Origin of the sequence: Vibrio sp. CDRSL-10 TSBA, assembly GCA_039696685.1 — a bacterium.
In the GTDB taxonomy this organism is placed as follows: Bacteria; Pseudomonadota; Gammaproteobacteria; order Enterobacterales; family Vibrionaceae; genus Vibrio.
The window spans coordinates 635307-660765 of sequence record CP155566.1 but is presented as its reverse complement, the minus strand read 5'-3'; the positions used below and the strand labels follow the sequence as shown (position 1 = coordinate 660765).

16 protein-coding genes, 4 pseudogenes and 1 other annotated feature are annotated in these 25459 nt (G+C 51.3%); of the genes and pseudogenes, 6 read left to right on the top strand and 14 right to left on the bottom strand.

All coding sequences use genetic code 11. The features are described from left to right. Positions 1–3: 3 nt before the first annotated feature. Together yaaA and ABDK09_10515 are read right to left on the bottom strand one after the other, a co-directional pair. Positions 4–780 (bottom strand): peroxide stress protein YaaA, encoded by a 777-nt coding sequence (gene yaaA / locus ABDK09_10520; protein ID XAW89971.1) that lies wholly within the window; start codon positions 778–780, stop codon positions 4–6. Between the two features lie 131 nt (positions 781–911). Next, the gene (locus ABDK09_10515; GenBank protein ID XAW89970.1) at positions 912–2336 is read right to left on the bottom strand and encodes a sodium:alanine symporter family protein; all 1425 of its coding nucleotides are present in this window, start codon (positions 2334–2336) and stop codon (positions 912–914) included. 695 nt (positions 2337–3031) lie between these two features. On the opposite strand from ABDK09_10515, the gene ABDK09_10510 reads away from it, so the two are divergent. Continuing rightward, complete coding sequence (locus ABDK09_10510) at positions 3032–3211, top strand: DUF3545 family protein (GenBank protein XAW89969.1); 180 nt, start codon at positions 3032–3034, stop codon at positions 3209–3211. A gap of 91 nt (positions 3212–3302) precedes the next feature. Here ABDK09_10510 and ABDK09_10505 read toward each other — a convergent pair whose 3' ends face one another. The 4 genes from ABDK09_10505 to nfo form a co-directional block, all read right to left on the bottom strand. Continuing rightward, positions 3303–3854 (bottom strand): hemerythrin domain-containing protein, encoded by a 552-nt coding sequence (locus ABDK09_10505; GenBank protein XAW89968.1) that lies wholly within the window; start codon positions 3852–3854, stop codon positions 3303–3305. Between the two features lie 113 nt (positions 3855–3967). Continuing rightward, positions 3968–4645, bottom strand: coding sequence for a uracil-DNA glycosylase (gene ung, locus ABDK09_10500; GenBank protein ID XAW89967.1), 678 nt, complete (start codon positions 4643–4645; stop codon positions 3968–3970). Positions 4646–4745: 100 nt separating this feature from the next. Continuing rightward, the gene (locus tag ABDK09_10495) at positions 4746–4898 is read right to left on the bottom strand and encodes a hypothetical protein (protein XAW89966.1); all 153 of its coding nucleotides are present in this window, start codon (positions 4896–4898) and stop codon (positions 4746–4748) included. 192 nt (positions 4899–5090) lie between these two features. Then, positions 5091–5966: a deoxyribonuclease IV gene (nfo, locus tag ABDK09_10490; protein ID XAW89965.1), complete on the bottom strand. Its 876-nt coding sequence runs from the start codon at positions 5964–5966 to the stop codon at positions 5091–5093. A 326-nt stretch (positions 5967–6292) separates the two neighbouring features. Between nfo and grcA the strand changes: the two genes are divergently transcribed. Then, complete coding sequence (grcA, locus tag ABDK09_10485; protein ID XAW89964.1) at positions 6293–6670, top strand: autonomous glycyl radical cofactor GrcA; 378 nt, start codon at positions 6293–6295, stop codon at positions 6668–6670. A 135-nt stretch (positions 6671–6805) separates the two neighbouring features. Here grcA and thrC read toward each other — a convergent pair. The 3 genes and pseudogenes from thrC to thrA form a co-directional block, all read right to left on the bottom strand. Further along, positions 6806–8091, bottom strand: a pseudogene (thrC, locus tag ABDK09_10480) (threonine synthase). After that, positions 8088–9044 carry a homoserine kinase gene (gene thrB, locus ABDK09_10475; GenBank protein ID XAW89963.1) on the bottom strand — a complete coding sequence of 319 codons (957 nt, stop codon included), beginning with the start codon at positions 9042–9044 and terminating at the stop codon, positions 8088–8090. Before thrB ends, thrC begins: the two are co-directional and overlap by 4 nt. An 18-nt stretch (positions 9045–9062) precedes the next feature. Further along, positions 9063–11523, bottom strand: a pseudogene (thrA, locus tag ABDK09_10470) (bifunctional aspartate kinase/homoserine dehydrogenase I). Between the two features lie 31 nt (positions 11524–11554). Then, positions 11555–11673: a sequence feature (Thr leader region), on the bottom strand. A gap of 295 nt (positions 11674–11968) precedes the next feature. Between thrA and ABDK09_10465 the strand changes: the two are divergent. Continuing rightward, positions 11969–12433: a hypothetical protein gene (locus tag ABDK09_10465; GenBank protein XAW89962.1), complete on the top strand. Its 465-nt coding sequence runs from the start codon at positions 11969–11971 to the stop codon at positions 12431–12433. Between the two features lie 12 nt (positions 12434–12445). Here the strand turns inward: ABDK09_10465 and ABDK09_10460 are convergent, their stop codons facing one another. Both ABDK09_10460 and ABDK09_10455 read right to left on the bottom strand, forming a co-directional pair. Further along, positions 12446–12937, bottom strand: coding sequence for a putative 4-hydroxy-4-methyl-2-oxoglutarate aldolase (locus ABDK09_10460; GenBank protein ID XAW90720.1), 492 nt, complete (start codon positions 12935–12937; stop codon positions 12446–12448). A gap of 88 nt (positions 12938–13025) precedes the next feature. After that, the gene (locus tag ABDK09_10455) at positions 13026–13415 is read right to left on the bottom strand and encodes a DUF3293 domain-containing protein (GenBank protein ID XAW89961.1); all 390 of its coding nucleotides are present in this window, start codon (positions 13413–13415) and stop codon (positions 13026–13028) included. Between the two features lie 319 nt (positions 13416–13734). On the opposite strand from ABDK09_10455, the gene arcA reads away from it, so the two are divergent. Beyond that, complete coding sequence (arcA, locus tag ABDK09_10450; GenBank protein XAW89960.1) at positions 13735–14451, top strand: two-component system response regulator ArcA; 717 nt, start codon at positions 13735–13737, stop codon at positions 14449–14451. Positions 14452–14560: 109 nt separating this feature from the next. On the opposite strand, the gene ABDK09_10445 is transcribed toward arcA, so the two are convergent. The 3 genes from ABDK09_10445 to ABDK09_10435 all read right to left on the bottom strand — a co-directional run bounded on the left by ABDK09_10445 (position 14561) and on the right by ABDK09_10435 (position 18551). Further along, the gene (locus tag ABDK09_10445; protein ID XAW89959.1) at positions 14561–15007 is read right to left on the bottom strand and encodes a hypothetical protein; all 447 of its coding nucleotides are present in this window, start codon (positions 15005–15007) and stop codon (positions 14561–14563) included. 1 nt (position 15008) lies between these two features. Further along, entirely contained in the window at positions 15009–17354 is a 2346-nt protein-coding gene (gene arcB / locus ABDK09_10440) for an aerobic respiration two-component sensor histidine kinase ArcB (protein XAW89958.1), read from the bottom strand. Positions 17355–17621: 267 nt separating this feature from the next. Beyond that, positions 17622–18551, bottom strand: coding sequence for a TIGR01212 family radical SAM protein (locus ABDK09_10435; GenBank protein XAW89957.1), 930 nt, complete (start codon positions 18549–18551; stop codon positions 17622–17624). 538 nt (positions 18552–19089) lie between these two features. Here ABDK09_10435 and gltB point away from each other — a divergent pair. Both gltB and ABDK09_10425 read left to right on the top strand, forming a co-directional pair. Then, positions 19090–23630 (top strand): annotated as a pseudogene (gene gltB / locus ABDK09_10430) (glutamate synthase large subunit). Beyond that, a pseudogene (locus ABDK09_10425) lies at positions 23630–25100 on the top strand (glutamate synthase subunit beta). Before gltB ends, ABDK09_10425 begins: the two co-directional pseudogenes overlap by 1 nt. The last annotated feature ends 359 nt before the right edge of the window (positions 25101–25459 follow it).

Sequence of the window (25459 nt, the reverse complement as noted above, 5' to 3'; positions counted from 1 at the left end):
TAATTAAGCCTGCTCTTCGCGTTTGAATACCAGTTCGGTCGGCGTCGATTCATCCGCGGCAAAATAGTAGCCTGCCGTATCAAAGGCTTCGAGCTGCTTCACCGATTCAATGCGGTTTTCAATAATATAGCGTGCCATCATGCCACGCGCTTTTTTAGCGTAGAAGCTGATCACCTTGTACTGACCGTTCTTGCAGTCTTTGAATACCGGAGTGATGATCTGTGCATCCAGCGCTTTCGGCTTCACCGCCTTAAAGTACTCGTTGGACGCGAGATTGATCAACACATTATCGCCCTGCTCGCTGAGCGCCTCATTCAGCTTGTCGGTGATGATGTTACCCCAGAACTGATACAGGTTGCTGCCGCGTTCATTCGCCAACTTGGTGCCCATCTCCAGACGGTATGGCTGCATCAGATCAAGCGGCTTGAGCAGACCGTAAAGGCCAGAGAGCATGCGCAGATGGCTCTGGGCATAACTCAGGTCATCTTCGCTCAGTGTTTCCGCTTCCAGACCGGTGTAGACATCACCTTTAAACGCAAAGATAGCCTGACGGGCGTTATCAGTGGTAAATGTTTCGCTCCACTCGGCAAAGCGTGCCACGTTGAGGCCGGCAATTTTATCACTGACCTTCATCAGCTCAGAGATGTCGGCCGGGGTCAGCTTGCGGCAAACCTCAATCAGCTGCTTGGAATGCTCGGTCAGCTCCGGCTGGGTGTAACGTTCACTCGGTAGCGGTGACTCATAGTCAAGCGTTTTGGCTGGTGATACCACAATCAGCATAATCATATCCTAGTTGTTTTCTTTGGCTATAGCCTACAAAAAAAGCCATGCATTGTCTGCATGGCTTTTCCAATCATAGCTATCGGTACAATCTTATCACCGTGAGCTGTTGAAGACTGATTGTCCTGCGATTACTTATTGTTATCCCAGATACCGTCTTCCAGCTGAGATTTCAGCTCAGGGTATTCATTGGCATCAAAGGTCGGCACTTTGCCCGCTTTCAACTGACGGTTGTAGTCTTTCGCCAGCTTAATCACGATGCCAGACAGCAGCAAAATCGCCACCAGGTTAACAATCGCCATCATACCCATCGACACGTCTGCCATCGACCATACGGTTGGCAGGGTCGCCAGTGAACCAAACATCACCATACCCAGGAACACAATACGGAAGATAGCCAGACCTTTCTTGTTGTTGTGCTCAAGGAAGATAAGGTTCGTCTCAGCGTATGAGTAGTTAGCGATGATTGAGGTAAAGGCGAAGAAGAAGATCGCCATGGCGATAAAGATGCTACCCCAGCTGCCCACTTGCGAGCTCAGTGCGCGCTGAGTCAGTTCGATACCGGTCACATCGCCGTGCGGCACGTATTCACCAGACATCAGAATGATAGCCACAGTCGCTGAACAGATAACGATGGTGTCAACGAACACACCCAGCATCTGTACATAACCCTGTGAAGCCGGGTGTGGCGGGTACGGCGTTGCCGTTGCTGCCGCGTTAGGCGCAGAACCCATACCGGCTTCGTTTGAGAACAGACCGCGTTTCACACCATTGATCATTGCCTGTGCAATCGCGTAGCCCAGACCACCAGCCGCCGCCTGTTCATAGCCGAACGCACTCTTGATAACCAGAGTCAGTACCGCTGGCAGCTTCTCAATGTTCATCACCATGACGAACAGCGCGATGCCGACATAAGCCAGTGCCATAAACGGTACGATGATTTCTGCAGTGCGGGCAATCTTACGGATACCACCGAAGATAACAAACGCTGACAGGATCACAATCACCACACCGATATGCAGTGGTTCAAAACCAAATGCGGTGGTCATTGCGTTAGTGATCGAGTTCGCCTGTACGGCGTTGAATACCAGACCAAACGCGATCATCAGGAAGATAGAGAACAGGACACCCATCCAGCGCATGCCCAGGCCTTTTTCCATGTAGTAAGCCGGACCACCGCGGTAGTTGCCGTCTTTATCACGGGTTTTGTACAGCTGCGCCAGAGTGCTTTCTGCAAATGAGGTCGCCATGCCCAGCATCGCCGTCATCCACATCCAGAAAATCGCACCCGGACCACCCATGGTCAGCGCCACAGCGACACCCGCCATGTTACCTGTACCGACACGAGCAGCCAGACTGGTACAAAGGGCTTGGAAAGAAGAAATACCAGCTTTGTCCTCTTTGCGGCTGTTCTTCAGTACTGAGAACATGTGGCCGAAATGACGGAACTGAATGAAACCTAAACGCAGTGTGAAGTAAATGCCCACACCCACCAGCAGATAAACCAGAATCGATCCCCAAAGCAGATCGTTCATCAAATTAATTAAGTCTGTCACAAGAACCTCTCGTAGAGTGATTGCGCTAATCTGAGCCGATCGTCAGCACCACAAACGTATCTTCGCAAACAGCGAAATTATCAGAGTTATGGCATACGTTTGTTGTGATTTCCGCGGTCGGGATGACCAGTAGAATAAATCAGCGAATTTTTGACGGGCGGATAATGCAGGCTGCAATAGCAAAAATCAATATGCAACCATACGCATTTTGTTGTTATTTTTTACTATACAATCACCATCCATTAACACGTTACCAATCAAAAACAACACAAAGTCAGAACAATAGACCAGCAATTGCGCAACATATCAGGATAAAAACACAGCATAAAAGCCTGGTTGCATAAAATCAATCTCATCCATTGAGAATAAAGGGATAAGGCGCAGAGCGACGTTATTTTGTCAGTAAAAAGTCATAATTTTAAATCAAGCGCACAAAAAACCACCAACCATAGATTGTCGCACGAACTCTTCAACACCTTTTTAACAACCTTGCCAGACCATTTTATCGTTTGCGTGACTCCAAGTGCTGCTTTTTTGCTCATCGCAATCGATGGGAATTGTGAATTTCAGACAAAAACCACATTTAATATTCATCGAAACGCAACAAATGAGAAATAAATCAAAGTTAGCCTGAGGCTAAACGTGCTATTTAGACAGCACTCATGGCGAGATGACAACAACAATGAGGCTTGATTATGGATGACTTGCACTTTGATGAAATGTTGGATAGGGAAATCACCAAGATTCGCACTACCCGTGCGAAACCGGCCAAACGAATGTGGCGGGAGATCGAAGCCATTCGCGATAAAAAGCGTCTGGAAAAAGAGCTGCTCGACATGGACGTATGTCTGGAACTTGATGAACTCAAACTTTGATGTAGTTTAACCAGTGAGACGTAAAAGGCACCCTAGGGTGCCTTTTTAGTATCCGGCTGTAGCCGGGCTACAACCAAACGGCCTTAGCCAATCAGGTGCATTCGGATTCGCTTTTACGTACCCGGCGCGCCAGCTGAGTGAAGCGATCGGCTATGGTTTCACCAAACACCGGATCATCCTCATTCTGGCTCCATTGCTCTTCCACTTTCTGCCAGTCTTCGACGTTAAAGGTGCGACTGATGAGCGGTAAAATGGACTGCTCTTCCAGCTCCATATGGCGACGCTGGGCGCTAATAAAGCCTTCCATTTTTTCGATAAATACATCCTGCGGCACCACCGCGTCCTGCAGAATCATTTCAACCACATCGACAAACGCATGGGTTTGCTCAGCCAGACGTACGTGCTCTTTCTCCAGATCCTCTACCGATTGGTTATCACCGTAATGGTCCATGTAATAGCGGTAAAGAATATCTTCTTTCGGGTGATGCACCGTTTCAGAATGTGTCGCCAGGTAATCGACGATCTCTTTGACCAGGCTGTAGTTGATTGGCTGCTCATCCTTAAGCAATTGCAGCTTGTTACGCAAAATCGCCAGTAGCCGTGTCATGTAACCGTGTTCGCGTCTGATTCTCTCAATCATCATAGTGTGTCTCCCGTACACTTACTTAAAGTAAGTGTATATAAGGAAGCCGGGGCACGCTTTGATTCTGGTCGAAAAAAACGCAATTATCGCCCGAACGCGATATCTTACCCAACTCACTCAGCGTGTGGCTGCCAGTCGATTGGCGCTAAACCTTGCTGCTCAAGTATTTGATTGGTTTTAGAAAAATGTCCGGAGCCGAAAAAGCCACGGTGGGCAGATAACGGCGACGGGTGCGGCGCGGTCAGCACATGATGGCGCTGACGGTCAATCATGCTGCCTTTTTTCTGCGCATGAGAGCCCCACAACAGAAAGACAATGCCGTCACCATGCTGGTTGAGCGCATCAATCACGCGGTCGGTAAAGGTTTCCCAGCCGGTTTTGGCGTGTGAGTGAGCCTTGCCCTGCTCGACGGTTAATACCGTGTTGAGCAGCAATACGCCCTGTTCGGCCCAGCTTTTCAGATAGCCGTGTGCCGGGATGGTAAAACCGGGAATGTCCTGCGCCAGTTCTTTATAGATGTTGACCAGGGATGGCGGTGTTTTGATACCGGGTTGCACAGAAAAGCATAACCCGTGAGCCTGATTTGGCCCGTGATAAGGATCCTGACCGAGAATCACCACTTTTACCTGGTCAAACTCAGTGAAACGAAATGCGTTAAAAACATCGTGTGCGGGAGGAAAGATGACTTTGCCGGCCTGTCGCTCGGCTTCAACAAACGCCAGTGTGTGCTGAAAATACTCTTGTTGTTTTTCGTTGCCGATTACATCGTGCCACGTCAGGGACTGAGCCATAAACCTTCCTTACTGTCTGAATGAGCAGGTGATTGTAACCTGATTTTGCTTCAGACGTCAGTGCAGTCGGCGATGGCTCAGTGTGGCTCCAAAGCATCAGCTAATGATGGGGTCTGCTCGGTTGCGGTGAACGGTGATGACCCTGACCGGTCACGTGGCGGTTTGGCACCGGCATACGTGGCACGGCGCGTGAAATAGTCGTTAGCGTAGCGCATGAAATAGCGGTTAGCGTGGTACGAGTCACTGCTTGCATAATGGCATCCTTCTTTATGTGTCTTTATGTGTTAGTTAAAACATTAGCTAAAGCTTTAGCTAAAACATCAACGATTCAAACATGCGCCACGCAACGGCGAGTGCGCATGGGTCAAATCATAGTGATGAAACATCATCTACATATAAATGTAATGAAAGAAGAATGCCAAGATAGAGAAATTCGCCGAATATTTTACGCCTGCTGATGAAAATGGCGCAGCGCCTGAATCTCATCTGCCCATAGTTCCGGATCGATCGTCTCTAAAATCAATGGGATACCATTAAAACGAGCATCTTTGGCGATGTATTCAAAACAGCTCCAGCCGATCTCTCCCGCCCCCAGCGAGTGGTGACGGTCTACCCGGCTGCCGTAGGCCGATTTTGAATCATTAATATGCATTGCCCTTAAATAGTGCATACCAACAATGCGATCGAATTCAGCAAAGGTTGCTTCGCACGCTTCCGCACTGCGCAGATCATAGCCGGCAGCAAAGGTATGGCAGGTATCTAAGCACACACCGACCCGCGATTTATCCTCCACCTGCGCGATGATTTCCGCCAGATGTTCAAACTTCCAACCCAGGTTAGTGCCTTGCCCTGCGGTGTTCTCAATCACCGCAATCACATCCGGTACCGCCTGATGGGCCAGATTGATTGACTCAGCGATCGTGGCCAGACATTCACTTTCACTGACCTGTTTCAGATGACTGCCGGGATGGAAGTTGAGCAACGTCAGACCCAGTTGCTGGCAACGCTCCATCTCGTCAATAAAAGCAGCGCGCGACTTATTGAGTTTCTCTTCTTCCGGTGCGCCCAGGTTAATCAGATAAGAGTCATGCGGCAAAATGTGCTCAGCGGCAAAACCCAGCCGTGCACAGTTAGCTTTGAATGCCCGGATAGTGGATGCTTCCAGCGGCTTGGCCACCCACTGACGCTGGTTCTTGGTAAACAGAGCAAAGGCGTTGGCACCGATCTCTTTCGCCCGCAACGGAGCCTGATCGACCCCGCCGGATGCCGAGACATGCGCGCCGATAAATTTAGCGGTCAGGTTGGTATTACTGTTTGTCATTCAATCACTACACACTTTCAGTTTTACTTGCTAACTGCCTGATGTCGGGTCAGGCAGTACACGCCAGGACCTTGATATGTAGTAAAATTACTACATATCAAGGCCTCACATAAATTTAAAAACCTACGACCAGAAAAGCATTTCTATGTTTTAAAACGCTTTGTTGATCATAATCAAAACTTTAACCACCATTAAATTGTGGCTTTATGTTGTTTATTGACCTAAATCAATACTATAAGTATGGATATTGGGTATATAATACCAAGCTCAGCCAGCATTGAAAATTAACAACCATTCATGCCCTATCAGTGAACTAGGAGATTGTAATGATCCAAGGTATCCAAATTACTCAAGCCGCTAATGATGACCTACTTAACTCCATTTGGCTAATCGATAATGAAGCCAATGAAGCGCGCTGCGTTGCCGCTGTAGCCGGTTATCAAGCGGATCAGGTGGTCGCTTTAAACAAACTGGGTCAGTTCGAAAGCCGTGAAATTGCGATTGAACGTACACCACGCATCGAAGGCGGTCAGCACCTCAACGTCAACGTCCTGAAACGCGAAACCCTGCTGGATGCAGTTGAAAATCCGGACAAATACCCACAGCTGACGATTCGTGTTTCCGGCTATGCAGTGCGTTTTAACTCTCTGACCCAAGAGCAGCAACGCGACGTTATCGCGCGTACTTTTACAGAAACGCTGTAATTTCAGATAAAATTGGTCGTTACAGGCCAAAAAGCCCAGATGCAAAAAAGCGGTGCCCCAGGCACCGCTTTTTATTTACTGTGACACAACGACAGATTGTTCACACGGAACACACCGTCGCTCAACGTCGGCCGCTTAAGGCTGTACGTTAACCAGCAGCGATTTCAGCGCGTCGAAATCATTATCCAGATCCACCGACAGCAGCTCCATCGCTGCATGCTTGGCCAGAGGCGCCGGCAGTTCGATATCTGACTGCAGAATATCATCCACCACTTCTTTGAATTTCGCCGGATGCGCAGTACACAGGAAACAGGCCAGTTTCACCCGGTTGCAGCTGTTCATTCAGCACGCGGTAAGCGATTGCACCGTGTGGCTCACACAGGTAACCCAGTGCGTGCAGCTCTTTAACCGATTCAGCACTTTCGTTATCCAGCACTGCGCCTTTACCCAGAGTTTCCAGACCCCAGTCTTTCAGGCGGCACAACTCTTCGATGCGCGGCCAGTTGTTTGGCTGGCTGACGTCCATCGCGTTTGAGGTAGTCGCAACCGTCGGCTTCGGATCCCATTTACCGGTTTCCAGGTAACGCGGCACAGTATCATTGGCATTCGTTGCCGCGATAAAGCGCTTGATTGGCAGACCCAGTGCTTTGGCCAGCAGGCCGGCAGTCAGGTTACCAAAGTTACCGCTTGGTACCGAGATAACCAGGTTTTCACGCTCTGCTTTGCTCAGCTGCGCCGCTGCTTCGAAGTAGTAGCAGATCTGCGCCATCAGACGACTGATGTTGATTGAGTTTGCCGAGTTCAGACCGATCTGTTTACGCAGCTCAGCATCATCAAAGGCTTTTTTCACCAATGCCTGACAGGCATCGAAGTCACCGTTGATCGCTACAGTATGGATATTCTTACCCAGGGTACAGAACAGTTTTTCCTGCAGCGGGCTGATCTTGCCTTTCGGGTACAGGATCACGACATTGATGTCTTCCATACCGTAAAACGCGTGCGCAACGGCTGCGCCGGTATCACCGGAAGTTGCGGTCAGGATGGTGATCTTACCGCCGTCAGAGACTGCTGCCAGTGATTGCGCCATAAAGCGACCACCGAAGTCTTTGAACGCCAGTGTCGGGCCATGAAACAGCTCCAGTGCGTACACTCCGTCTTTGACCGACTTAATTGGTGCCGGGAACTGGAATGCCGCATCGACCATAGCATTGACCTGATCTTCTGCCAGTTCGTCACCAATCAGTGCCGACAGAATTTTGGTGCTGCGAGCGACAAAGTCTTCTGCCAGCAGTGCATCGATATCATCAAACTTAGGCAGTTTCCGACGGGAAAAACAGGCCCTGGTTACGGCCTAACCCTTGGCGCACGGCTTGGCCAAAGGAAACTTGTTCATCATTTTCTTTTATATTGTAAAGCTTCATAGCTCACTTCCTGTCACTTTCGAACCCTGCTTGTCGAGACGACAAACATGCACGAATCCTTCTTCATTTTGGACGTAATTTTGTTCCAGCCAACGCGCAACACGCTCGGCCACTTCTTTATCTTTACAGACACTAAACAGTGTCGGGCCGCTGCCCGAGATACCGGTAGCCAGAGCGCCTGCAGAGGTCGCGTATTGACGCGCCTGCGCAAAGCCAGGCAGCAGTTTCTCACGATACGGCTCTGCGATCACGTCTTTGATCATTTTTGCCGCCAGTTCAGGCTGACCGGTATGGCAAGCGTGAATAAAGCCGGCCAGATAACGGCCATGAGCAATAATATCCTGACGGCGATACTGCGCCGGCAGAATCGCGCGCGCTTCGGCCGTGGAGACCTTAATGCCGGGATACGCCATCACCCAGTACCAGTCATCAAAACACGGCACTTCCTGGCTGATGATACCCAGCTCTTCCAGCATCAGCTGCACGCCGCCCAGATAGCATGGCGCCACATTGTCATAGTGGATACCGCCGGAAATTTTACCTTCCATTTCACCCATCAGCGCCAGCAGCTCAGTTTCATTCAGCGGCTGACCGTGAAAACGGTTCAGCGCATCAAGCGCGGCCACGATAGAACAGGCACTGGAACCCAGACCAGACCCGATCGGCATGTTCTTTTCCAGTGTCATTTCGAGCGGTTTGAGTGCAATGTGCTTTTTGTCCAGTTCACGGGCAAACACAGTCCAGCAGTCGTAAACGATATTCTCTTTCGGATCGATCGGCAATTTAGACACAAAGTTACCTGCCGTGTGCAGAGTAAACGCTTCGCTGCCCGCTTTGACCATCACACGGTCGCCGAGCAGAGTGCCGTCCACCGGGGACACTGCGGCCCCCAGCACATCAAAACCGACACTGACATTACCAATCGATGCCGGAGCATAAACGACGACACTCATATCACTTGAACTCATTGATTAAACCCCTAATTTCCAGCCTAAAGTACGCATCACATCGGCAAATACACCGGCGGCAGTTACTTCGGTACCCGCGCCGTAGCCGCGCAGTACCAGAGGAATTGGTTGATAGTAACGGCTGTAGAATGCCAGCGCGTTTCTCGCCATCCTTGATCTTAAACATTGGATCGTTTTCATCGGCAACCGCAATACGAACGTGACACTTGCCTTCGCTGATCTCACCGACGTAACGCAGCACTTTGCCCTCTTTAGCCGCTTCATCACACAGCGACTTGAAGTACGCATCCGCCTGCGGCAGACGTGCCATAAAATCTTCCACACTGCCTGAAGCATCAAAGCCCGGTGGCAGAGCCTGCTCGACGTTAACATCCGCCAGCTCCAGAACCATGCCCGCTTCACGCGCCAGGATCAGCAGCTTACGCGCCACATCCATACCGGACAGGTCATCACGCGGATCCGGCTCAGTAAAACCTTTCTCTTTGGCGACTGTGGTGGCTTCACTGAAAGAAAGCCCTTCATCGAGTTTACCGAAGATAAACGACAGAGAACCAGACAGAATACCGTTGAATTTCTCCAGTTCGTCACCGGCCGCAATCAGGTTTTGCAGGTTTTCAATGACCGGCAGACCGGCACCCACTGTGGTCTCGTACATCAGTTTACGACGTGAGTGGCGCGCCACTTCACGCAGTTGATGGTAGTACGCCATGCTGGCCGTATTGGCTTTCTTGTTCGGTGTCACCACGTGGAAACCGGCCGACAGGAAGTCAGCATACTGGCTGGCAATCTCATCGCTTGACGTACAGTCCACCAGCACCGGGTTAATGATGTGGTTGCGTTGCACCAGGGCAATCAGACGCGCCAGTGAGAACTCTTCCGATGCATCTGTCATGCGGTCACGCCAATGATCCAGCGGCAGACCTTCACTGTCCAGCAGCAGGCCTTTGCTGTTAGCCAGACCGCACACGCGGATCACGATGCCTTTATCGGCCAGTTTGGCTTGCTGACGATGGATCTGATCGACCAGTTCGCCGCCGACACCGCCGACACCGACCACAAACACATCGAGGAAGTGTTTCGAGTTGAACAGGTTTTCGTGGCACGATTTGATTGCCAGCGACACTTTATCTTCCGGGATCACCGCCGAGATCGCACGCTCAGACGAGCCCTGGGCAATCGCCACGATGTTGACGTGCGCTTCAGTCAGTGAAGCGAAGAATTGTGACGCCACACCGCGCGTCGTGCGCATGCCATCACCCACCAGCGTGATGATCGACAGGTCATCGATAAACTCAACCGGCTCAAGCAGGCCATCTTTCAGTTCCAGCTCGAACGACTCGGCCAGCGCCTGTTGGGCCAGCGCTTTGTGCTGCGCTTCAATACAGAAGCTGATGCTGTACTCAGAAGAAGACTGAGTGATCAGCACAATCGACACACCCGCAGCAGACATAGCGCCGAACACGCGGCTCGCCATGCCAACCATGCCCTTCATTCCCGGACCGGAGACGTTGACCATGGTCAGATCGTTAAGGGTAGTGATGCCTTTAATTGCCAGCTTGTCTTCACCGGTATCCTGGCCAATCAGCGTGCCCGGACCTTGCGGGTTAAAGCTGTTTTTGATCAGACAAGGGATATGGAACTGGGCAATCGGAGCGATGGTTTTCGGGTGCAGAACGGACGCACCGAAGTAAGACAATTCCATCGCTTCCTGGTAGCTGAGTGATTTGAGCAGACGTGCATCGTCGACCAGACGCGGGTCACAGTTGTAAACACCGTCGACATCGGTCCAGATTTCACAGCAATCAGCACGCAGACAAGCCGCTAGTACCGCCGCCGAGTAGTCAGAACCGTTGCGGCCCAGACACACCAACTCACCTTTTTTATTACCGGCAGTAAAGCCAGGCATGATGTTTACGTGGTTGGCCGGGAGCGGGTTCTGCTTAAAGCGCTGAGTGGAAGCATCAACATCCACCATGGCTTCCAGGTAATCCCCTTTCGCCAGCAGGTACTGCACCGGGTCAATCAGGTTGGCGGCCAGGCCCTTCGCTTCCATCACCGCTTTCATCAGCTGGATAGAAATGCGCTCACCTTTACTGATGATGCGGGCATTAACGTAATCTGGGCAAGTGCCGAGCAGGCTCATACCGTGCACATACTGACGCAGTTGCGCCATGGCTGTGCTGACCTGCTGCTCGAAGTCTTTGCCATCGATATTCGGTAATACCGCTTTAATCGCTTCAAACAGCTCATGAAATGACGTTTCCAGTTCTGCGACCTGGAGTTCAGCTTCGCCGTTGCGCAGTGCATTTTCAATCACTGCCACCAGCTTGTTGGTGGTTTTACCCGGTGCTGAAAGTACCACTGCCACTTCTTCTTGTTGTGCATTGTTGGCAATGATATCGGCCGCTCTCAAAAAACGGTCAGCATCAGCTAACGATGAACCTCCAAACTTTAATACTCGCATCCCTTCCTCCGAATATTGTAAAAAACTGGTATAAAAAAAGGCCTGTACCGGTTGGGGTACAGGCCTTTTTTCGAAAATTTTACGCTCAGCAGCCTGCCCCAACATGCGTAATGTCGGTAATAATAATGGTGGTGGTCATTACTACTAGGCTGTTAGTAAACATATGAATTCTTGCGTAAGTCGTGTGTTTGCGTTCCCTTACGTTTAACCTATTTTTGCTTAAAGAGTCAACGAAAAATTTGATTTTTTGGCCTCTTTTTCAAAATTATCGCCTAAAGCTTTAAATCATCATGATTCATATGACTGCTTTATGGCCCGGGCGGGCAGACGCTAGGTTGATGATTCAGAATCAGATTATTTCTTCGGCAGCCCCGCCGATTTTGTGCTTTACTTAAACGCAGTGCAGTGGACAGCAGACAACGATAAAAATTATAAGGAGGGACGAATGAAAGTCATTCTCGGCATATTGTGCCTCGCCTTCGCCGTGTCTGCGCAAGCCGTCACCCTTCCCTCCCTGCCATCGCAGCAGGTCACCTCACCACACAACATGTTTTTCACCACCGAACAGGACAACCAGGGCTTTGACAGCTGGGTGATTGATGGTGGCTACATGTACAACATTTTTCGCGACGTCGACCTGTATGTCGGCGCCCGGGTCAATTCTTCAATTAACGGCGGAGAAAATGGTTTTCTCAGCGGCGTGCGTTATCAACTGACCGAGCGGGTATCGGTGAAAAGTACCGTTTACTCCCTCAACCGCAGTGATGATGATAACAAGAAAGGCAATGACTCCCTTTCAGCCGAACTCTCCAGCAGCCTACGTCTGTCAGACAACCTCGACCTGCGTGCCACACTGGATTATCAGCAGTGGCAGCAAGGTATTGAGGTCGGCATCGGCTTTCGCTTCTGACGCCAATCAGGCTTAAAGAGCGCTTAAATCCAGTTCGTGCTGGGAGATCAGCACTCCGTTCCAGTCAGCATAAATGTAATCGCCCGGATGAATCATCTGATTGTGGATATTGAGGCTGACGTTGATATCTCCGGCACCGCGTTTCTCGGTTTTGAAAGGACAGGCGGCCAGCGCTTTAATCCCTAAATCGATCTGCGACATGGTCACCACATCACGCACCGCACCATTGATGATCACCCCTTCCCATTCATTTTCAATCGCACTGATGGCAATCTGATCGCCCATCAGCGCTTTGCGGCACGAACCGTGGCCATCAACCACCAGCACTTTGCCCTTACCGTTACGGCTCAGTACTTCTTTGACTTTAGAATTATCATGGTAGCAACGTACAGTGACAATCTCGCCCCAGAACGCACTGCGCATGCCAAAGTTTTGCAGTGGCAACTCAAGCAGCGTGACCTTGGATTGGTATTTATCACAAATATCCGGTGTTATATCTCTCATCATTCCTCCATGATTCTTGTTGGGCTTATTATGGTTATTTGTCTTAAGATTATGTCTCTTATGGCTATTTGTCTTAAGGCTATTAGTCTTAAGATAACTTATCGCGCAGCTGGCCCAGGCAATACGCCTGATGAGGCGCACAAGCGTGCAGCCACAACTCGCCGTCGCTGACATAGTAAATCGCATTCTGGCCAAACTCAGTGGCCAGCTGCAGCGCCGCAGCTAAAGGCATCTCTACGGCAAAACTGTCTTCAAACCACTCAAATCTTGGGTCGCCGACCCGGACTCTACTCCAATCATAGTTGGCTATGGTTTGCTGTAAACGTAGATTATTTACGCAATTCTCACTGTCTGACAACCGAATACTTTTCGGGTTCCATGCGGTAATTACCGCAAAAGAAGCAAATAACGTCTCGTTTTCAAAGCAAAAACAGACATTTTGGTAAGCCTGCCATAATCTTGGGTCGATAGTGCTCATTCTCGTCTTTTTACAACTCGTTATTACTATTCATATCTGTTACATTTCAACCCTTGATATAAATCAACAAAGTTGTTGGAATTAACATCAGGCCGTTGTTAGCAAGCTGTTAACATTATAGAATTCGTTTTAAAGACTAGTAGAACCAGTGGGATATTGGATCTCAATTGCTAGTGTTATCCATGGAAGGCGGGCAGCCAAAGTCAGCATAATCACGAAAATCTTTGGTTTATTATCAACATAAAATTACTTGTATGTTATGTTTTTGCCTAGAATAAGTTCTATTAGCACATTTTTTTCACAAGTTTAGGTACCGCCAATGCAAACCCCGCAGATTCTTATCGTTGAAGACGAGCAGGTGACTCGTAACACTCTGAAGAGTATTTTTGAAGCAGAGGGCTACGCTGTTTTTGAGGCCAGTAACGGTGAAGAGATGCACCATGTGCTGACCGATAACGCCATTAATTTGGTGATTATGGATATCAACCTGCCAGGCAAAAATGGTCTGCTGCTGGCTCGCGAACTACGTGAGCAAGCGGATGTAGCCCTGATGTTCCTGACAGGTCGCGACAATGAAGTTGACAAGATTCTTGGCCTGGAAATCGGTGCAGATGACTACATCACTAAACCGTTCAACCCACGCGAGCTGACTATTCGTGCCCGTAACCTGCTAAGCCGCTCTATGAACGCCAGCAGCAGCCACGAAGAAAAACGCTCGGTTGAGAAATACGAATTCAACGGTTGGGTTCTCGACATCAACAGCCGTTCACTGATCAATCCTGACGGCGACAGCTACAAGCTGCCACGTTCAGAATTCCGTGCCCTGCTGCACTTCTGTGAAAACCCGGGCAAGATCCAGACTCGTGCCGATCTGCTGAAGAAAATGACCGGTCGTGAGCTGAAACCACATGACCGTACGGTCGACGTGACCATCCGCCGCATTCGTAAACACTTCGAATCGGTAACCGGTACGCCGGAAATCATCGCCACTATCCACGGCGAAGGTTACCGCTTCTGTGGTGATCTGGAAGAGTAAGCGTCCAGCCTGACTGAGTCGATAATCTTCTCAGCCACCATAACGCAACAAATTGTCTAAGCCTCTGCCCGCGCAGAGGCTTTTTTGTTGGCCACGCCAACCGACAAGCTTAGTAAACTTTATCAATACTCACTTTGTGCTGCACCAGCCAGATCTCGCCCTGACTGTCGCTCAGACCCAGCGCCACACTGACGCTGCGGTCGATATTGACTTCACTGCTGCTCTGGAACACCACTTCCCAGCGGTTATCACTCTCAGTGCGCAGCTCAACCATGTCACCGTCAATGATCCACGTCGAATCACCCTGTTTAATCACCACCTCACTGACCGTCAGATCGGCCGGCAGTTGATCGGACGTTTCCAGGCGCAAAGTCCCGTTCAGATTCTGGCTTTGCGCACCGGCACCGACTTTAGGCATCTGATCGGTCCAGAGATTACTCTCGAGCTGAATCGCCGTTTGTTCAATCATGGCCAGGTTACCCTGGTGCCAGTTCACATTCGGGGTCGAACAGGCGACTAAACCTAAGGTCGCCAACATTAAAAGCCATTTCTTCATGTTATCTCCTTTGCGCTAACCACTGTTTTAGTACCTCAATGTCATTCAGGTACTCGTTTTTTATTTCATCGACCCAGTCTTCAATGTTCTCCCACCAGGCCGGCGCATCCGGCGACTGCGCTTTCTGCGCCACACTTTGAATGTGTTTCAGACCAATGGAACCTGCAGCGCCTTTGATCTTGTGCGCTTCCGAAACGATACCGTCCTGATCTTTGGCCACCATATTGGAGTCGAGGATCTCGATGTATTCCGGCATCATCTGCTCAAACATCTCAATGCTGTCGAGCACCGGCTGCGGGCCGACAATCTCAACATATGACTCGAGCATACTCAGATCGAGCAGACGGTTATACAATTCATCATGGCCATCCTGCGGCGCTTCTGTCGGCATATTAGTCTCCTGGGGAACTTCCGTGTGCTGATAAACCAGTTTATTGATGACTTCTTGCACCGCCTTCACAGACAATGGCTTACTGATGGCTTCATCCATGCCTTTGCGCTGATATTCGGCTTTGTCTTTCAGCACATTAGCAGTCAGTGCCACCAGCGGCGGCAGCTGAGGGTAAGTTGCGCGGTAATACTGGGCAACGTCAAAACCGGTCATGTCCGGCAGCTGGATATCCAGGAAGGCGAGATCAAAGGCTGCAGGATCGAATTTCTGTTTGGCCTCTTCGCCGGTCATCGCCACCGACACGGTATGCCCCAGACTTTCCAGCAGCGAACGCGCCACGGTAATGTTGAGCTCAATATCTTCGACCATAAAGATATTCAGGCTCTTATGCTCAACCGGGCTGTGCTGCGGCTCACTCTCTTGTGCCAGCGGCACACAGATGCTGACGGTAAAGGTGCTGCCAAAGCCCTCTTCGCTGCTGACCGTGATGTCACCGCCCATCAGATTAATCAGCTGACGTGATACTGCGAGGCCGATACCGGTGCCGACGGCATGCAGGTTGTCTTTGCCGGATTTGACCTGATAGTACATGGCAAAAATCTTATCCAGTTCCGCTTCCGGAATGCCGATGCCGGTATCTTCAATGTCCATCACGATGTACGCCTGACCATCTTCAATATCGGCGCTGACGGTCATGACTACCCCGCCCTCTTTGGTAAACTTCATCGCATTGCTGATCAGGTTCCACAGCACCTGACGCAGGCGGGTCGCATCCACTTCAACCAGCGCAGGCAGATCGGTGAGACGTTCCAGATCGAAACGCAGTCCTTTCTGCTCCGCCATCAGAGCCGACAGACTTTCCAGCTCAACCACGAACTCTTCAAAGCTGAGCGGCGCCGGGAACAGCTCCAGTTTACGCCGGTCGAACTTATCCATATCGATGATATCGTTAAAGATATTGCCCAGAGTTACCGCACTGACGTTAATGGTCTGCATATGCTTGCGCTGATCCGGGTCAAGCGGCGTATCAAGCAGCATGCGGCTCAGGCCGACAATACCGTTCAGCGGGGTGCGCAGCTCATGACTGATGGTGGAAATAAAGGTGGTTTTGTCACGGCTGGCTTTCTCGAGCGATTCTTCATGGCGCTTGCGTTCGGTGATGTCGCGCCCGAAGCCAACCAGCCCGAGGTGGCGGCCCTCTTTGCTGTAAAACGGCACTTTACGCAGCTCGAAGTAATTCTTGCGGCCGTCCGGGTATTCCAGCCACTGCTCATAGGTCAGCGATCGGTTATTCTGGAACACTTCCTGGTCGGTTTCGACGATCGACTGGGCGATCTCTTTGCGGTACACATCCCACGGCGTCAGACCGACCAGATCGCTTTCGCGTTTGCCGGTCAGCTCTTCCATCGCGCGGTTACAGCCGGAGAATTCGCCTTTGGCGTTACGGTAGTAGATCAAATCCGGCGAAGCATCGATGAACGAGCGCAGCAGCGCGGTCCGCTCAGCCAGTTCCATCTGAGTTTTCTCACGCTGAAACACCTCATTTTCCAGATCAGCCATCGCCATCTCGCGCGCTTCTTCCGCTTTGATGCGCTCTTCGATCTCCTGGTTAAGCTTGACGATGTTCAGCTGCAGCTTCTGATTGAGCTCCTGGTCACGGGAGCGCATGTCTTTCAGCTTCGACACCAGTTTAGATAAGCGCTGGCGTGACTCTTCCAGTTGATCGACCACCACGGAGAGGAAATAGACCGCCCATGGCGTGATCAGCAGGCCGAAAAACACCGAGCGTACAATGTCGATATCGTCGACATAGCCATTCAGAGCCAGGGTGATCCCGACCTGCACCACCACCGCCAGCGCAACCAGGGCCAGCGCCAGCAAAATAGAAAAACGTAAAATGCCCAGCTTCACCAACAGGTCAACGTAATACTGAGCGAGATTCTTCATCGGTTTCATTCAATGCTCCGCAGCAAAAATTCGACGGCTTGAGGCCGCACGGGGCCATTGCCCGCAGTGACTAGTCTAACGTGTTTAACCGCCGGACGTCAGCCATTGGCTTCACAACCCGTTGAGAAATCGGAGAAATGAGCAGCGATTTCAGCCGCAAGGAAAAAATCGCTGCCTGCATCCGGCCGCTTACAATGCCGGGAAAGGAAGACGCGTGCTATATCAGAGTAAGACGAGTCCTGCGGCAGAAGAAAACTGGTGCCCCAACAGAGGAAACTAACGCTCCGGCAGATGAAACGGCCGGCCGAGCAAAGAGCCCTGCGCGCCATCGCGATCCAGGGTGTGGCCGATCGCCGTCATCGCCAGCCAACGGTTTTCGCACCACAGCGGCGCCAGGAGAGTCGGCTGACGTGCAGCCGAGGTGACACGATGAAACACCACCTCAGGCGGAGTGCGGCGAATCATCTCGCAGGCGGTGGCGACATAATCATCCAGCTCCGGCGCCTGCAGGCGACCGCCACGCCACGCTTTCGCCATAGTGCTGCCTTCAACGATGTGCAGGCCGTGCAGCTTAATGCCGTCGGTCCCGACCGCCAGTACCTGCTCCAGCGTAGCCAGATTATCGGCTCGGCTCTCTTTGGGCAGGCCGACGATTAAATGGGTACAAACTTTAATGCCCAGCGCGCGGGCGCGGCGGGTAATATCGGCATAACAGGCAAAATCATGGCCGCGGTTAATGCGCTTAAGCGTCTCTTCCCTGGCGGTTTGCAGGCCAAGTTCGAGCCAGATTTCATAACCCTGAGCGACATAGCCGGCCAGCAACTCCAGTACCGCATCCGGCACGCAGTCCGGCCGGGTGCCGACACACAAACCAACGATATCCGCCGCCTGAAGCGCCTGTTCATACATATTTTTCAGCGTCTGCACCTCGGCATAGGTGCTGGTATAGGCCTGAAAATACGCCAGGTATTTCTTCGCACGCCGCACTTCACCGGCCCTGTCCCGCAGCTGTTCGGCAATGCTTTTGGCCTGGCTCTGCTCATCGGCAAACGACGCCACGTTGCAAAAGGTGCAGCCGCCACGGCCGATAGTACCGTCCCGGTTCGGACAACTGAATCCGCCGTGCAGAGTCAGCTTATGCACCTTTTCGCCGTAGCGGCGCTGCAGATCCTGGCCGATGGTATTGACTAACTGGTGCAGTTGCATGTTAACCCTCACTTTTACCTGACTCATAAATGAAAATAAATCTCACTTCGATCTGTGTAATTAAATTACAAATTTTGGCTGAAATATTAGGAACATGACGGCAGATTTTCTCTAACAGAAATCAATAAACATTCATTAAAAACGGCCTTTATTCACTATTGTTGCATTCATGTTATACAGGTTATGCAATTGAAAACAAAAAAAACGCCCTAAAAAGGACACTTTTCGTTGCATTTTCGTGCAACAAAATTGTAGGATACTTACAGTTTTGCGTGGTTTTTTGATTAGTTTACAACACAAAACTTCGCGAATTATCGGTGATATCCCGCACCTACCTATATAAACCACTAGGAAAGTGGTTCGATAAAAGGGATATCACTAAGGATTGTTTTTCTCACAAAACTTTTCCTGTGAGAGACGGAAAGGAAGCGAACCAGTCACACTGACTGGTTTAGATTCATAACAATTAAAGGACAGGATACACAGCTGGGGCTTGCCTTGGCTTAATTGTGTCCGCTTGAACTGGAAGGATGTATCTATGGTAGATCAAGAGCAAAGTTCGCACGGTCTTTATACTCCGGAATTGGAGCATGACGCATGCGGTATCGGTTTTGTTGCTCATCTGAAGAACCGTAAATCTCACCAAGTCGTGACTCAGGCACTGGATATGCTGGCACGTATGGAACACCGTGGCGGCCAGGGTTGTGACCCGTGCAGCGGTGATGGTGCAGGTATCTTGCTGCAAAAACCACACGAGTTTCTGCTGGAAGAAGCGGTTAAACTGGGTATCAAACTACCGGCGTTCGATAAATACGGCGTGGGTGTAGTACTGTTCCCGAAAGATGCAGACAAACGTGCACAATGTCGTGAAATCCTCGAGCGCAATGCCAAGCGCCTGGATCTGGACGTGATCGGTTATCGCGTTCTGCCAACCGACAACTCAATGTTGGGTGCAGACCCGCTGAGCACGGAACCGCAATTCGAGCACGTGTTTATTTCCGGTGGTCCGGGCATGAGCGCGGACGAACTGGAGCGTAAACTGTACGTTCTGCGTAACTACACCGTACGTGTGTGTCTGGAAAGCGTGTCGAATATCGGCGACGATTTCTACATCAACTCACTGTCTTACAAGACTCTGGTGTACAAAGGTCAGCTGACCACCGAGCAGGTACCACAGTACTTCCTCGATCTGCAGAAACCCGACTATGGTGACCGCGCTGGCGCTGGTTCACTCGCGCTTCTCTACCAATACATTCCCTAAATGGCGCCTGGCGCAGCCTTTCCGTTACATTGCTCACAACGGTGAAATCAACACCGTGCGCGGTAACCTGAACTGGATGAAGGCACGCGAAGCGATTCTGCAATCGGATCTGTTCACTCAGGCCGAAATCGACATGCTGCTGCCAATCTGTCAGGAAGGCGGATCAGACTCAGCCAGCTTCGATATGGTGCTGGAACTGCTGGTACTGTCAGGCCGCAGCCTGCCACACGCCCTGATGATGATGATTCCGGAAGCGTGGCAGGAAAACAAAAACATGGATCCGAAGCGTCGCGCTTTCTACCAGTTCCACGCCAACGTGATGGAACCGTGGGACGGCCCGGCTTCGGTGTGCTTTACCGACGGCGTCCAGGTTGGTGCAACTCTGGACCGTAACGGTCTGCGTCCGTCACGTTATACCGTGACCAAAGACGATTTCCTGATCATGGCATCCGAGTCCGGCGTGGTTGAAATCGCTCCGGAAAACGTTGAACACCGTGGTCGTCTGCAACCAGGCCGTATCTTCGTCGCTGACCTGGAACAAGGTCGCATCATCTCTGATGAAGAAGTCAAAGATGGCATCGCCAATGCTCAGCCATACCAGAAATGGGTGGAAGACAACCTGCTGAGCCTGAAAAAACTGCCGGCTTCAGACAACGTCCACAGCCAGCCTTCACCGGAGCGTCTGCTGCACCGTCAGCAATCTTTCGGTGTCAGCAGCGAAGAAGTCAACGACATCATCCTGACTCTGGCGAAAACCGCGTACGAACCGCTTGGTTCTATGGGTGCGGACTGGCCGGTTGCCGTGCTGTCACATCAGTCACAGCATCTGTCTAACTACTTCAAGCAGCTGTTTGCTCAGGTCACCAACCCGCCGATCGACCCGATCCGTGAGCGTATGGTGATGTCGCTCAATACCTACATTGGTCGCGACCAGAACCTGCTGGCAGAAAGCCCGGCTCACTGCCGTAAAGTTGAGCTGGAATCTCCGGTTATCTCTAACGCCGAGCTGGAAAAACTGCGTGCCATCGACAACGAGCACCTGCAGGCGAAAACCCTCGACATCGTATTCCAGGCCAGCGAAGACGCCGGTAAACTGGAACGCGCGCTGAAACGTATCTGTCAGTACGCGGAAGATGCCGTGGTTGACGGCTACTCGATCATCGTTCTGACTGACCGCGCGGTGAACTCAAACCACGCTGCGATTCCGGCCATGCTGGCAGTCGGTGCGGTGCACCACCACCTGATCCGTAAAGGTCTGCGTGCTAAATGTGGCATCGTGGTTGAAACCGGTGATGCACGTGAAACCCACCACTTTGCGACTCTGGTCGGTTACGGCGCCAACGCGGTGAACCCGTACCTGGTTACCGAGACCATCGTTGATCTGCAGCGCGTCAAGAAACTTGATGCCGACGTTTCTGTTGAGCAGTACTTCGACAACTACCGCAAAGGCATCAACGGCGGCCTGCTGAAGATCTTCTCGAAAATGGGTATCTCTACCCTGCAGTCGTACAGCGGCGCACAAGTCTTTGAAGCGCTGGGTATCAGCAAAGCCGTGGTGGATAAATTCTTCACCGGCACTGTGACCCGTATCCAGGGCATGACGCTGGATGATATCGCCAAAGAAGTGCTGGTTCGTCACCGTGTCGGTTACCCGACCCGTGAAATCCCGCTGCAAATTCTGGATGTGGGCGGTGTTTACCAGTGGAAACAGCGTGGTGAAAAACACCTGTTTAACCCGGAAACCATCCACCTGCTGCAAAAATCGACCCGTAACAAAGATTTTGCTCAGTTCAAACAGTATGCCGCGGAAGTCGACCGTCAGGGCGACAAAGCCGTGACGCTGCGCAGCCAACTGGACTTCGTTAAGAATCCGGCCGGTTCAATTCCGATTGAAGAAGTGGAATCTATCGAAAGCATCGTGAAACGTTTCGCGACCGGTGCGATGTCGTTCGGTTCTATCTCCTACGAAGCGCACTCGACTCTGGCCGTGGCCATGAACCGTCTGGGCGCGAAATCGAACTCAGGTGAAGGTGGTGAAGACCCAATCCGCTTCACGCCAAAAGAGAACGGCGACTGGGAACGCTCAGCGATCAAACAGGTCGCGTCAGGCCGTTTCGGCGTAACCTCTTACTACCTGACCAACTCTGAAGAGATTCAGATCAAGATGGCGCAGGGCGCGAAACCGGGTGAAGGTGGTCAGCTGCCGGGCGATAAAGTCGATGACTGGATCGGTGCAACCCGTCACTCCACTCCGGGCGTCGGTCTGATCTCGCCACCGCCGCACCACGATATCTACTCTATCGAGGACTTGGCGCAGCTGATCTACGATCTGAAAAACGCCAACCGTAAAGGCCGTGTCAACGTGAAGCTGGTTTCCGGCGCAGGCGTCGGTACGATTGCCTCTGGTGTGGCGAAAGCGAAAGCTGACGTCGTGCTGATTGCCGGTCACGATGGTGGTACTGGTGCATCACCAATTTCATCCATCCGTCACACGGGTCTGCCGTGGGAACTGGGTCTGGCTGAAGCACACCAGACCCTGCTGAAAAACGGTCTGCGTAACCGTATCGTGGTTCAGGCTGACGGCCAGATGAAAACACCACGCGACATCGCTATCGCGACTCTGCTGGGTGCAGAGGAATGGGGTGTGGCGACGGCCGCCCTGGTGGTTGAAGGCTGTATCATGATGCGTAAGTGTCATAAAAACACCTGTCCGGTTGGTATCGCAACCCAGAACAAGACCCTGCGTGAGCGCTTTGACGGCCGCGTAGAAGACGTAGTGACCTTCTTCCAGTACATGGCGCAAGGTCTGCGTGAAATCATGGCTGAGCTGGGCTTCCGCACCATCAATGAGATGGTCGGTCAGGCACAGAAACTGAAAGTGCGCGAAGAAGTCGGCCACTGGAAGTATAAGAAACCTGGATCTGTCGACCCTGCTGTTTATCGAGCCGCCACGTGCCGGCGACGGTATCCACTGTCAGACTCAGCAGAACCACCAGTTGGAAAGCGTGCTGGATCGCCAGTTGATCGAAATTGCCAAACCGGCGCTGGAAAGCGGCCAGGCAGTTCAAGCGGAATTGCCGATCATCAACACCGACCGCAGTACCGGTACCATGCTGTCGAATGAAATTTCGAAAGTGTACAAAGATGCCGGTCTGCCGCAGCCAATGAACGTCAAGTTCAACGGTAGCGCAGGTCAGTCATTCGGTGCCTTCCTGACCAAAGGCGTTAAGTTCGAAGTCGAAGGCGATGCCAACGACTACTGGGGTAAAGGTCTGTCCGGCGGTACGCTGGTTCTGTATCCGGATCGCAACTCCAGCCTGGTTGCTCAGGACAACATCGTAGTCGGTAACGTCTGTTTCTACGGCGCGACCTCAGGTGAGTCTTACATCCGTGGTCTGGCAGGTGAGCGTTTCTGTGTGCGTAACTCAGGCGCCAAAGTTGTGGTTGAAGGCGTGGGTGACCACGGCTGTGAATACATGACTGGTGGTGTGGCTGTGATTCTGGGCGCAACCGGACGTAACTTCGCCGCAGGTATGAGTGGCGGTACCGCCTACGTGTGGAACAAGTCAGGCGACTTCGAAACCAAGCTCAATGCGGAACTGGTGGATCTGGATCCGATCGAAGCCGAAGACAAAGCACTCCTGAAAGAGATGCTGACCAAACATGTAGAGTTCACAGGAAGTGACGTTGCACAAGCGTTCCTGGACAACTTCGAAGATAACCTGGCCGATATGGTTAAGGTCATGCCGCGTGATTACAAAGCGGTACTGAAGCAGCGTCAGGAAGCAGCAGCAACAGCAGAAGCGGAGGCAGTGTAATGGGTAAGCCTACTGGATTTTTAGAATTTGGTCGTGAACTACCACAGAAGATCGACCCGGCACAACGGATTCAGAACAACAAAGAGTTTGTTCTGAACGAAGAGTTTGGCAGCAAGATTAATGAACAGTCATCCCGTTGTATGGACTGTGGCGTGCCGTTTTGTCATAACGGCTGCCCGATTGGTAACATCATTCCTGAGTTTAACGATGCGGTGTATCGTGACAGCTGGGAAGAAGCATGGAACATTCTGAGCTCGACCAACAACTTCCCGGAGTTTACCGGTCGTGTGTGTCCTGCTCCGTGTGAAAGTGCGTGTGTTCTGGGCATTAACCAGGACCCGATCACCATCTGTAACATCGAGAAGACCATCGTGGAGCGTGCCTACCAAGAGGGTTACGCCAAACCGAAAACACCACGCAGCCGCACTGGTAAGAAAGTGGCGATCATCGGTTCAGGCCCGGCGGGCCTGTCCGCAGCCGAGCAGCTTAACAGTGCCGGCCACGAAGTGACGGTGTTTGAACGTGATGAGAAAGTCGGTGGTCTGCTGCGCTTTGGTATCCCTGATTTCAAACTGAGCATGGATGTCATCGATCGTAAGATTAATCTGATGGCTGAAGCCGGCGTGAAGTTTGCAGTGAACCAGCACATCGGCGTCGATGTGAACGCTCAGCAACTGCGTCAGGAATTTGATGCCGTACTGCTGACCGGTGGCTCAACCGTTCCACGTGACCTGCCGATTCCGGGCCGCGAACTGAATGGCGTGTACTTCGCAATGCAGTTTCCTGGGTCAGAACAACCGCCGCGCTAACAACATGGACCTGAAGACGGAAGAAATTCACGCCAAAGGTAAGCATGTGGTCGTGATCGGTGGTGGTGATACCGGTTCTGACTGTGTCGGTACTTCCAACCGTCACGGCGCAGCCAGCATCACTCAGGTGGAAATCATGCCGATGCCACCGGAAAAACGCCCGGCGAACATGCCTTGGCCGCAATACCCGATGATTCTGCGCACCTCAACTTCACATGAAGAAGGCTGTGAGCGTCACTGGAACATTCTGACCAAAGAATTTATCGGCAACGATAAAGGCGAAGTCACCGGTCTGCGCATTGCAGATATCGTGTGGAAAGACGCTGCACCTGGCGAACGTCCGGGCTTTGAAGAAGTCGCGGGCAGTGAACGTGTTATCCCTTGTGATATGGCGTTCCTGGCAATGGGCTTCCTGCATCCGGAACCACACGGCGTGCTGGCTCAGCTGGACATTAAACTGGATGAGCGCGGCAACGTAGCGACCCAGGATTTCGCCACCAACCAAAAAGGCGTATTCGCTGCAGGCGATATGCGTACCGGCCAGTCTCTGGTAGTGCGTTGTATCAACGAAGGCCGTGAATCTGCCCGTGCGGTTGACGCTTACCTGATGGGTAATACCCATTTAGAGGCAAAAGCGGACTCACTGATGCTTTCAGCATAAAAGTCCAGAAATTAAGGCTCGACAGAAGCAATTCTCTGCGAGCCTTAATATAGATATCATAAAATCCTTCCTATAGTTCCTATTTGGCTAGCAGTCTCTGCTAGCCTTTTTTATGTGATTCTCATCCATTGAGAGTTATTTGTTAAAAAGCTGTAACACCACACTCACTATCTATTTGAATTTATTGATAATTAACAGAGTAATAGCTGGTAAATAGCTGACAGACATGATTATTCACCAAAAACTTGACCTTTTTCACAATAAGCTATAGGTTGTGAATTCAGTGATAAATAGACTGTCTCGAATTGTTAAGTTTTTAGTCACTTAATTTTCATAATTATTTAAATTATAACAATACG

Excerpts from the sequence above, each read along its gene's own strand:
- ABDK09_10505 (XAW89968.1), bottom strand. The coding sequence starts at position 3,854 with ATGATGATTGAGAGAATCAGACGCGAACACGGTTACATGACACGGCTA.
- grcA (XAW89964.1), top strand. The coding sequence starts at position 6,293 with ATGATCCAAGGTATCCAAATTACTCAAGCCGCTAATGATGACCTACTT.
- ABDK09_10445 (XAW89959.1), bottom strand. The coding sequence starts at position 15,007 with ATGAAGAAATGGCTTTTAATGTTGGCGACCTTAGGTTTAGTCGCCTGT.
- ABDK09_10435 (XAW89957.1), bottom strand. The coding sequence starts at position 18,551 with ATGCAACTGCACCAGTTAGTCAATACCATCGGCCAGGATCTGCAGCGC.
- arcB (XAW89958.1), bottom strand. The coding sequence starts at position 17,354 with ATGAAACCGATGAAGAATCTCGCTCAGTATTACGTTGACCTGTTGGTG.
- ABDK09_10455 (XAW89961.1), bottom strand. The coding sequence starts at position 13,415 with ATGAGCACTATCGACCCAAGATTATGGCAGGCTTACCAAAATGTCTGT.
- nfo (XAW89965.1), bottom strand. The coding sequence starts at position 5,966 with ATGACAAACAGTAATACCAACCTGACCGCTAAATTTATCGGCGCGCAT.
- thrB (XAW89963.1), bottom strand. The coding sequence starts at position 9,044 with ATGAGTGTCGTCGTTTATGCTCCGGCATCGATTGGTAATGTCAGTGTC.
- ABDK09_10495 (XAW89966.1), bottom strand. The coding sequence starts at position 4,898 with ATGCAAGCAGTGACTCGTACCACGCTAACCGCTATTTCATGCGCTACG.
- ung (XAW89967.1), bottom strand. The coding sequence starts at position 4,645 with ATGGCTCAGTCCCTGACGTGGCACGATGTAATCGGCAACGAAAAACAA.
- yaaA (XAW89971.1), bottom strand. The coding sequence starts at position 780 with ATGCTGATTGTGGTATCACCAGCCAAAACGCTTGACTATGAGTCACCG.
- ABDK09_10510 (XAW89969.1), top strand. The coding sequence starts at position 3,032 with ATGGATGACTTGCACTTTGATGAAATGTTGGATAGGGAAATCACCAAG.
- ABDK09_10460 (XAW90720.1), bottom strand. The coding sequence starts at position 12,937 with ATGAGAGATATAACACCGGATATTTGTGATAAATACCAATCCAAGGTC.
- ABDK09_10465 (XAW89962.1), top strand. The coding sequence starts at position 11,969 with ATGAAAGTCATTCTCGGCATATTGTGCCTCGCCTTCGCCGTGTCTGCG.
- arcA (XAW89960.1), top strand. The coding sequence starts at position 13,735 with ATGCAAACCCCGCAGATTCTTATCGTTGAAGACGAGCAGGTGACTCGT.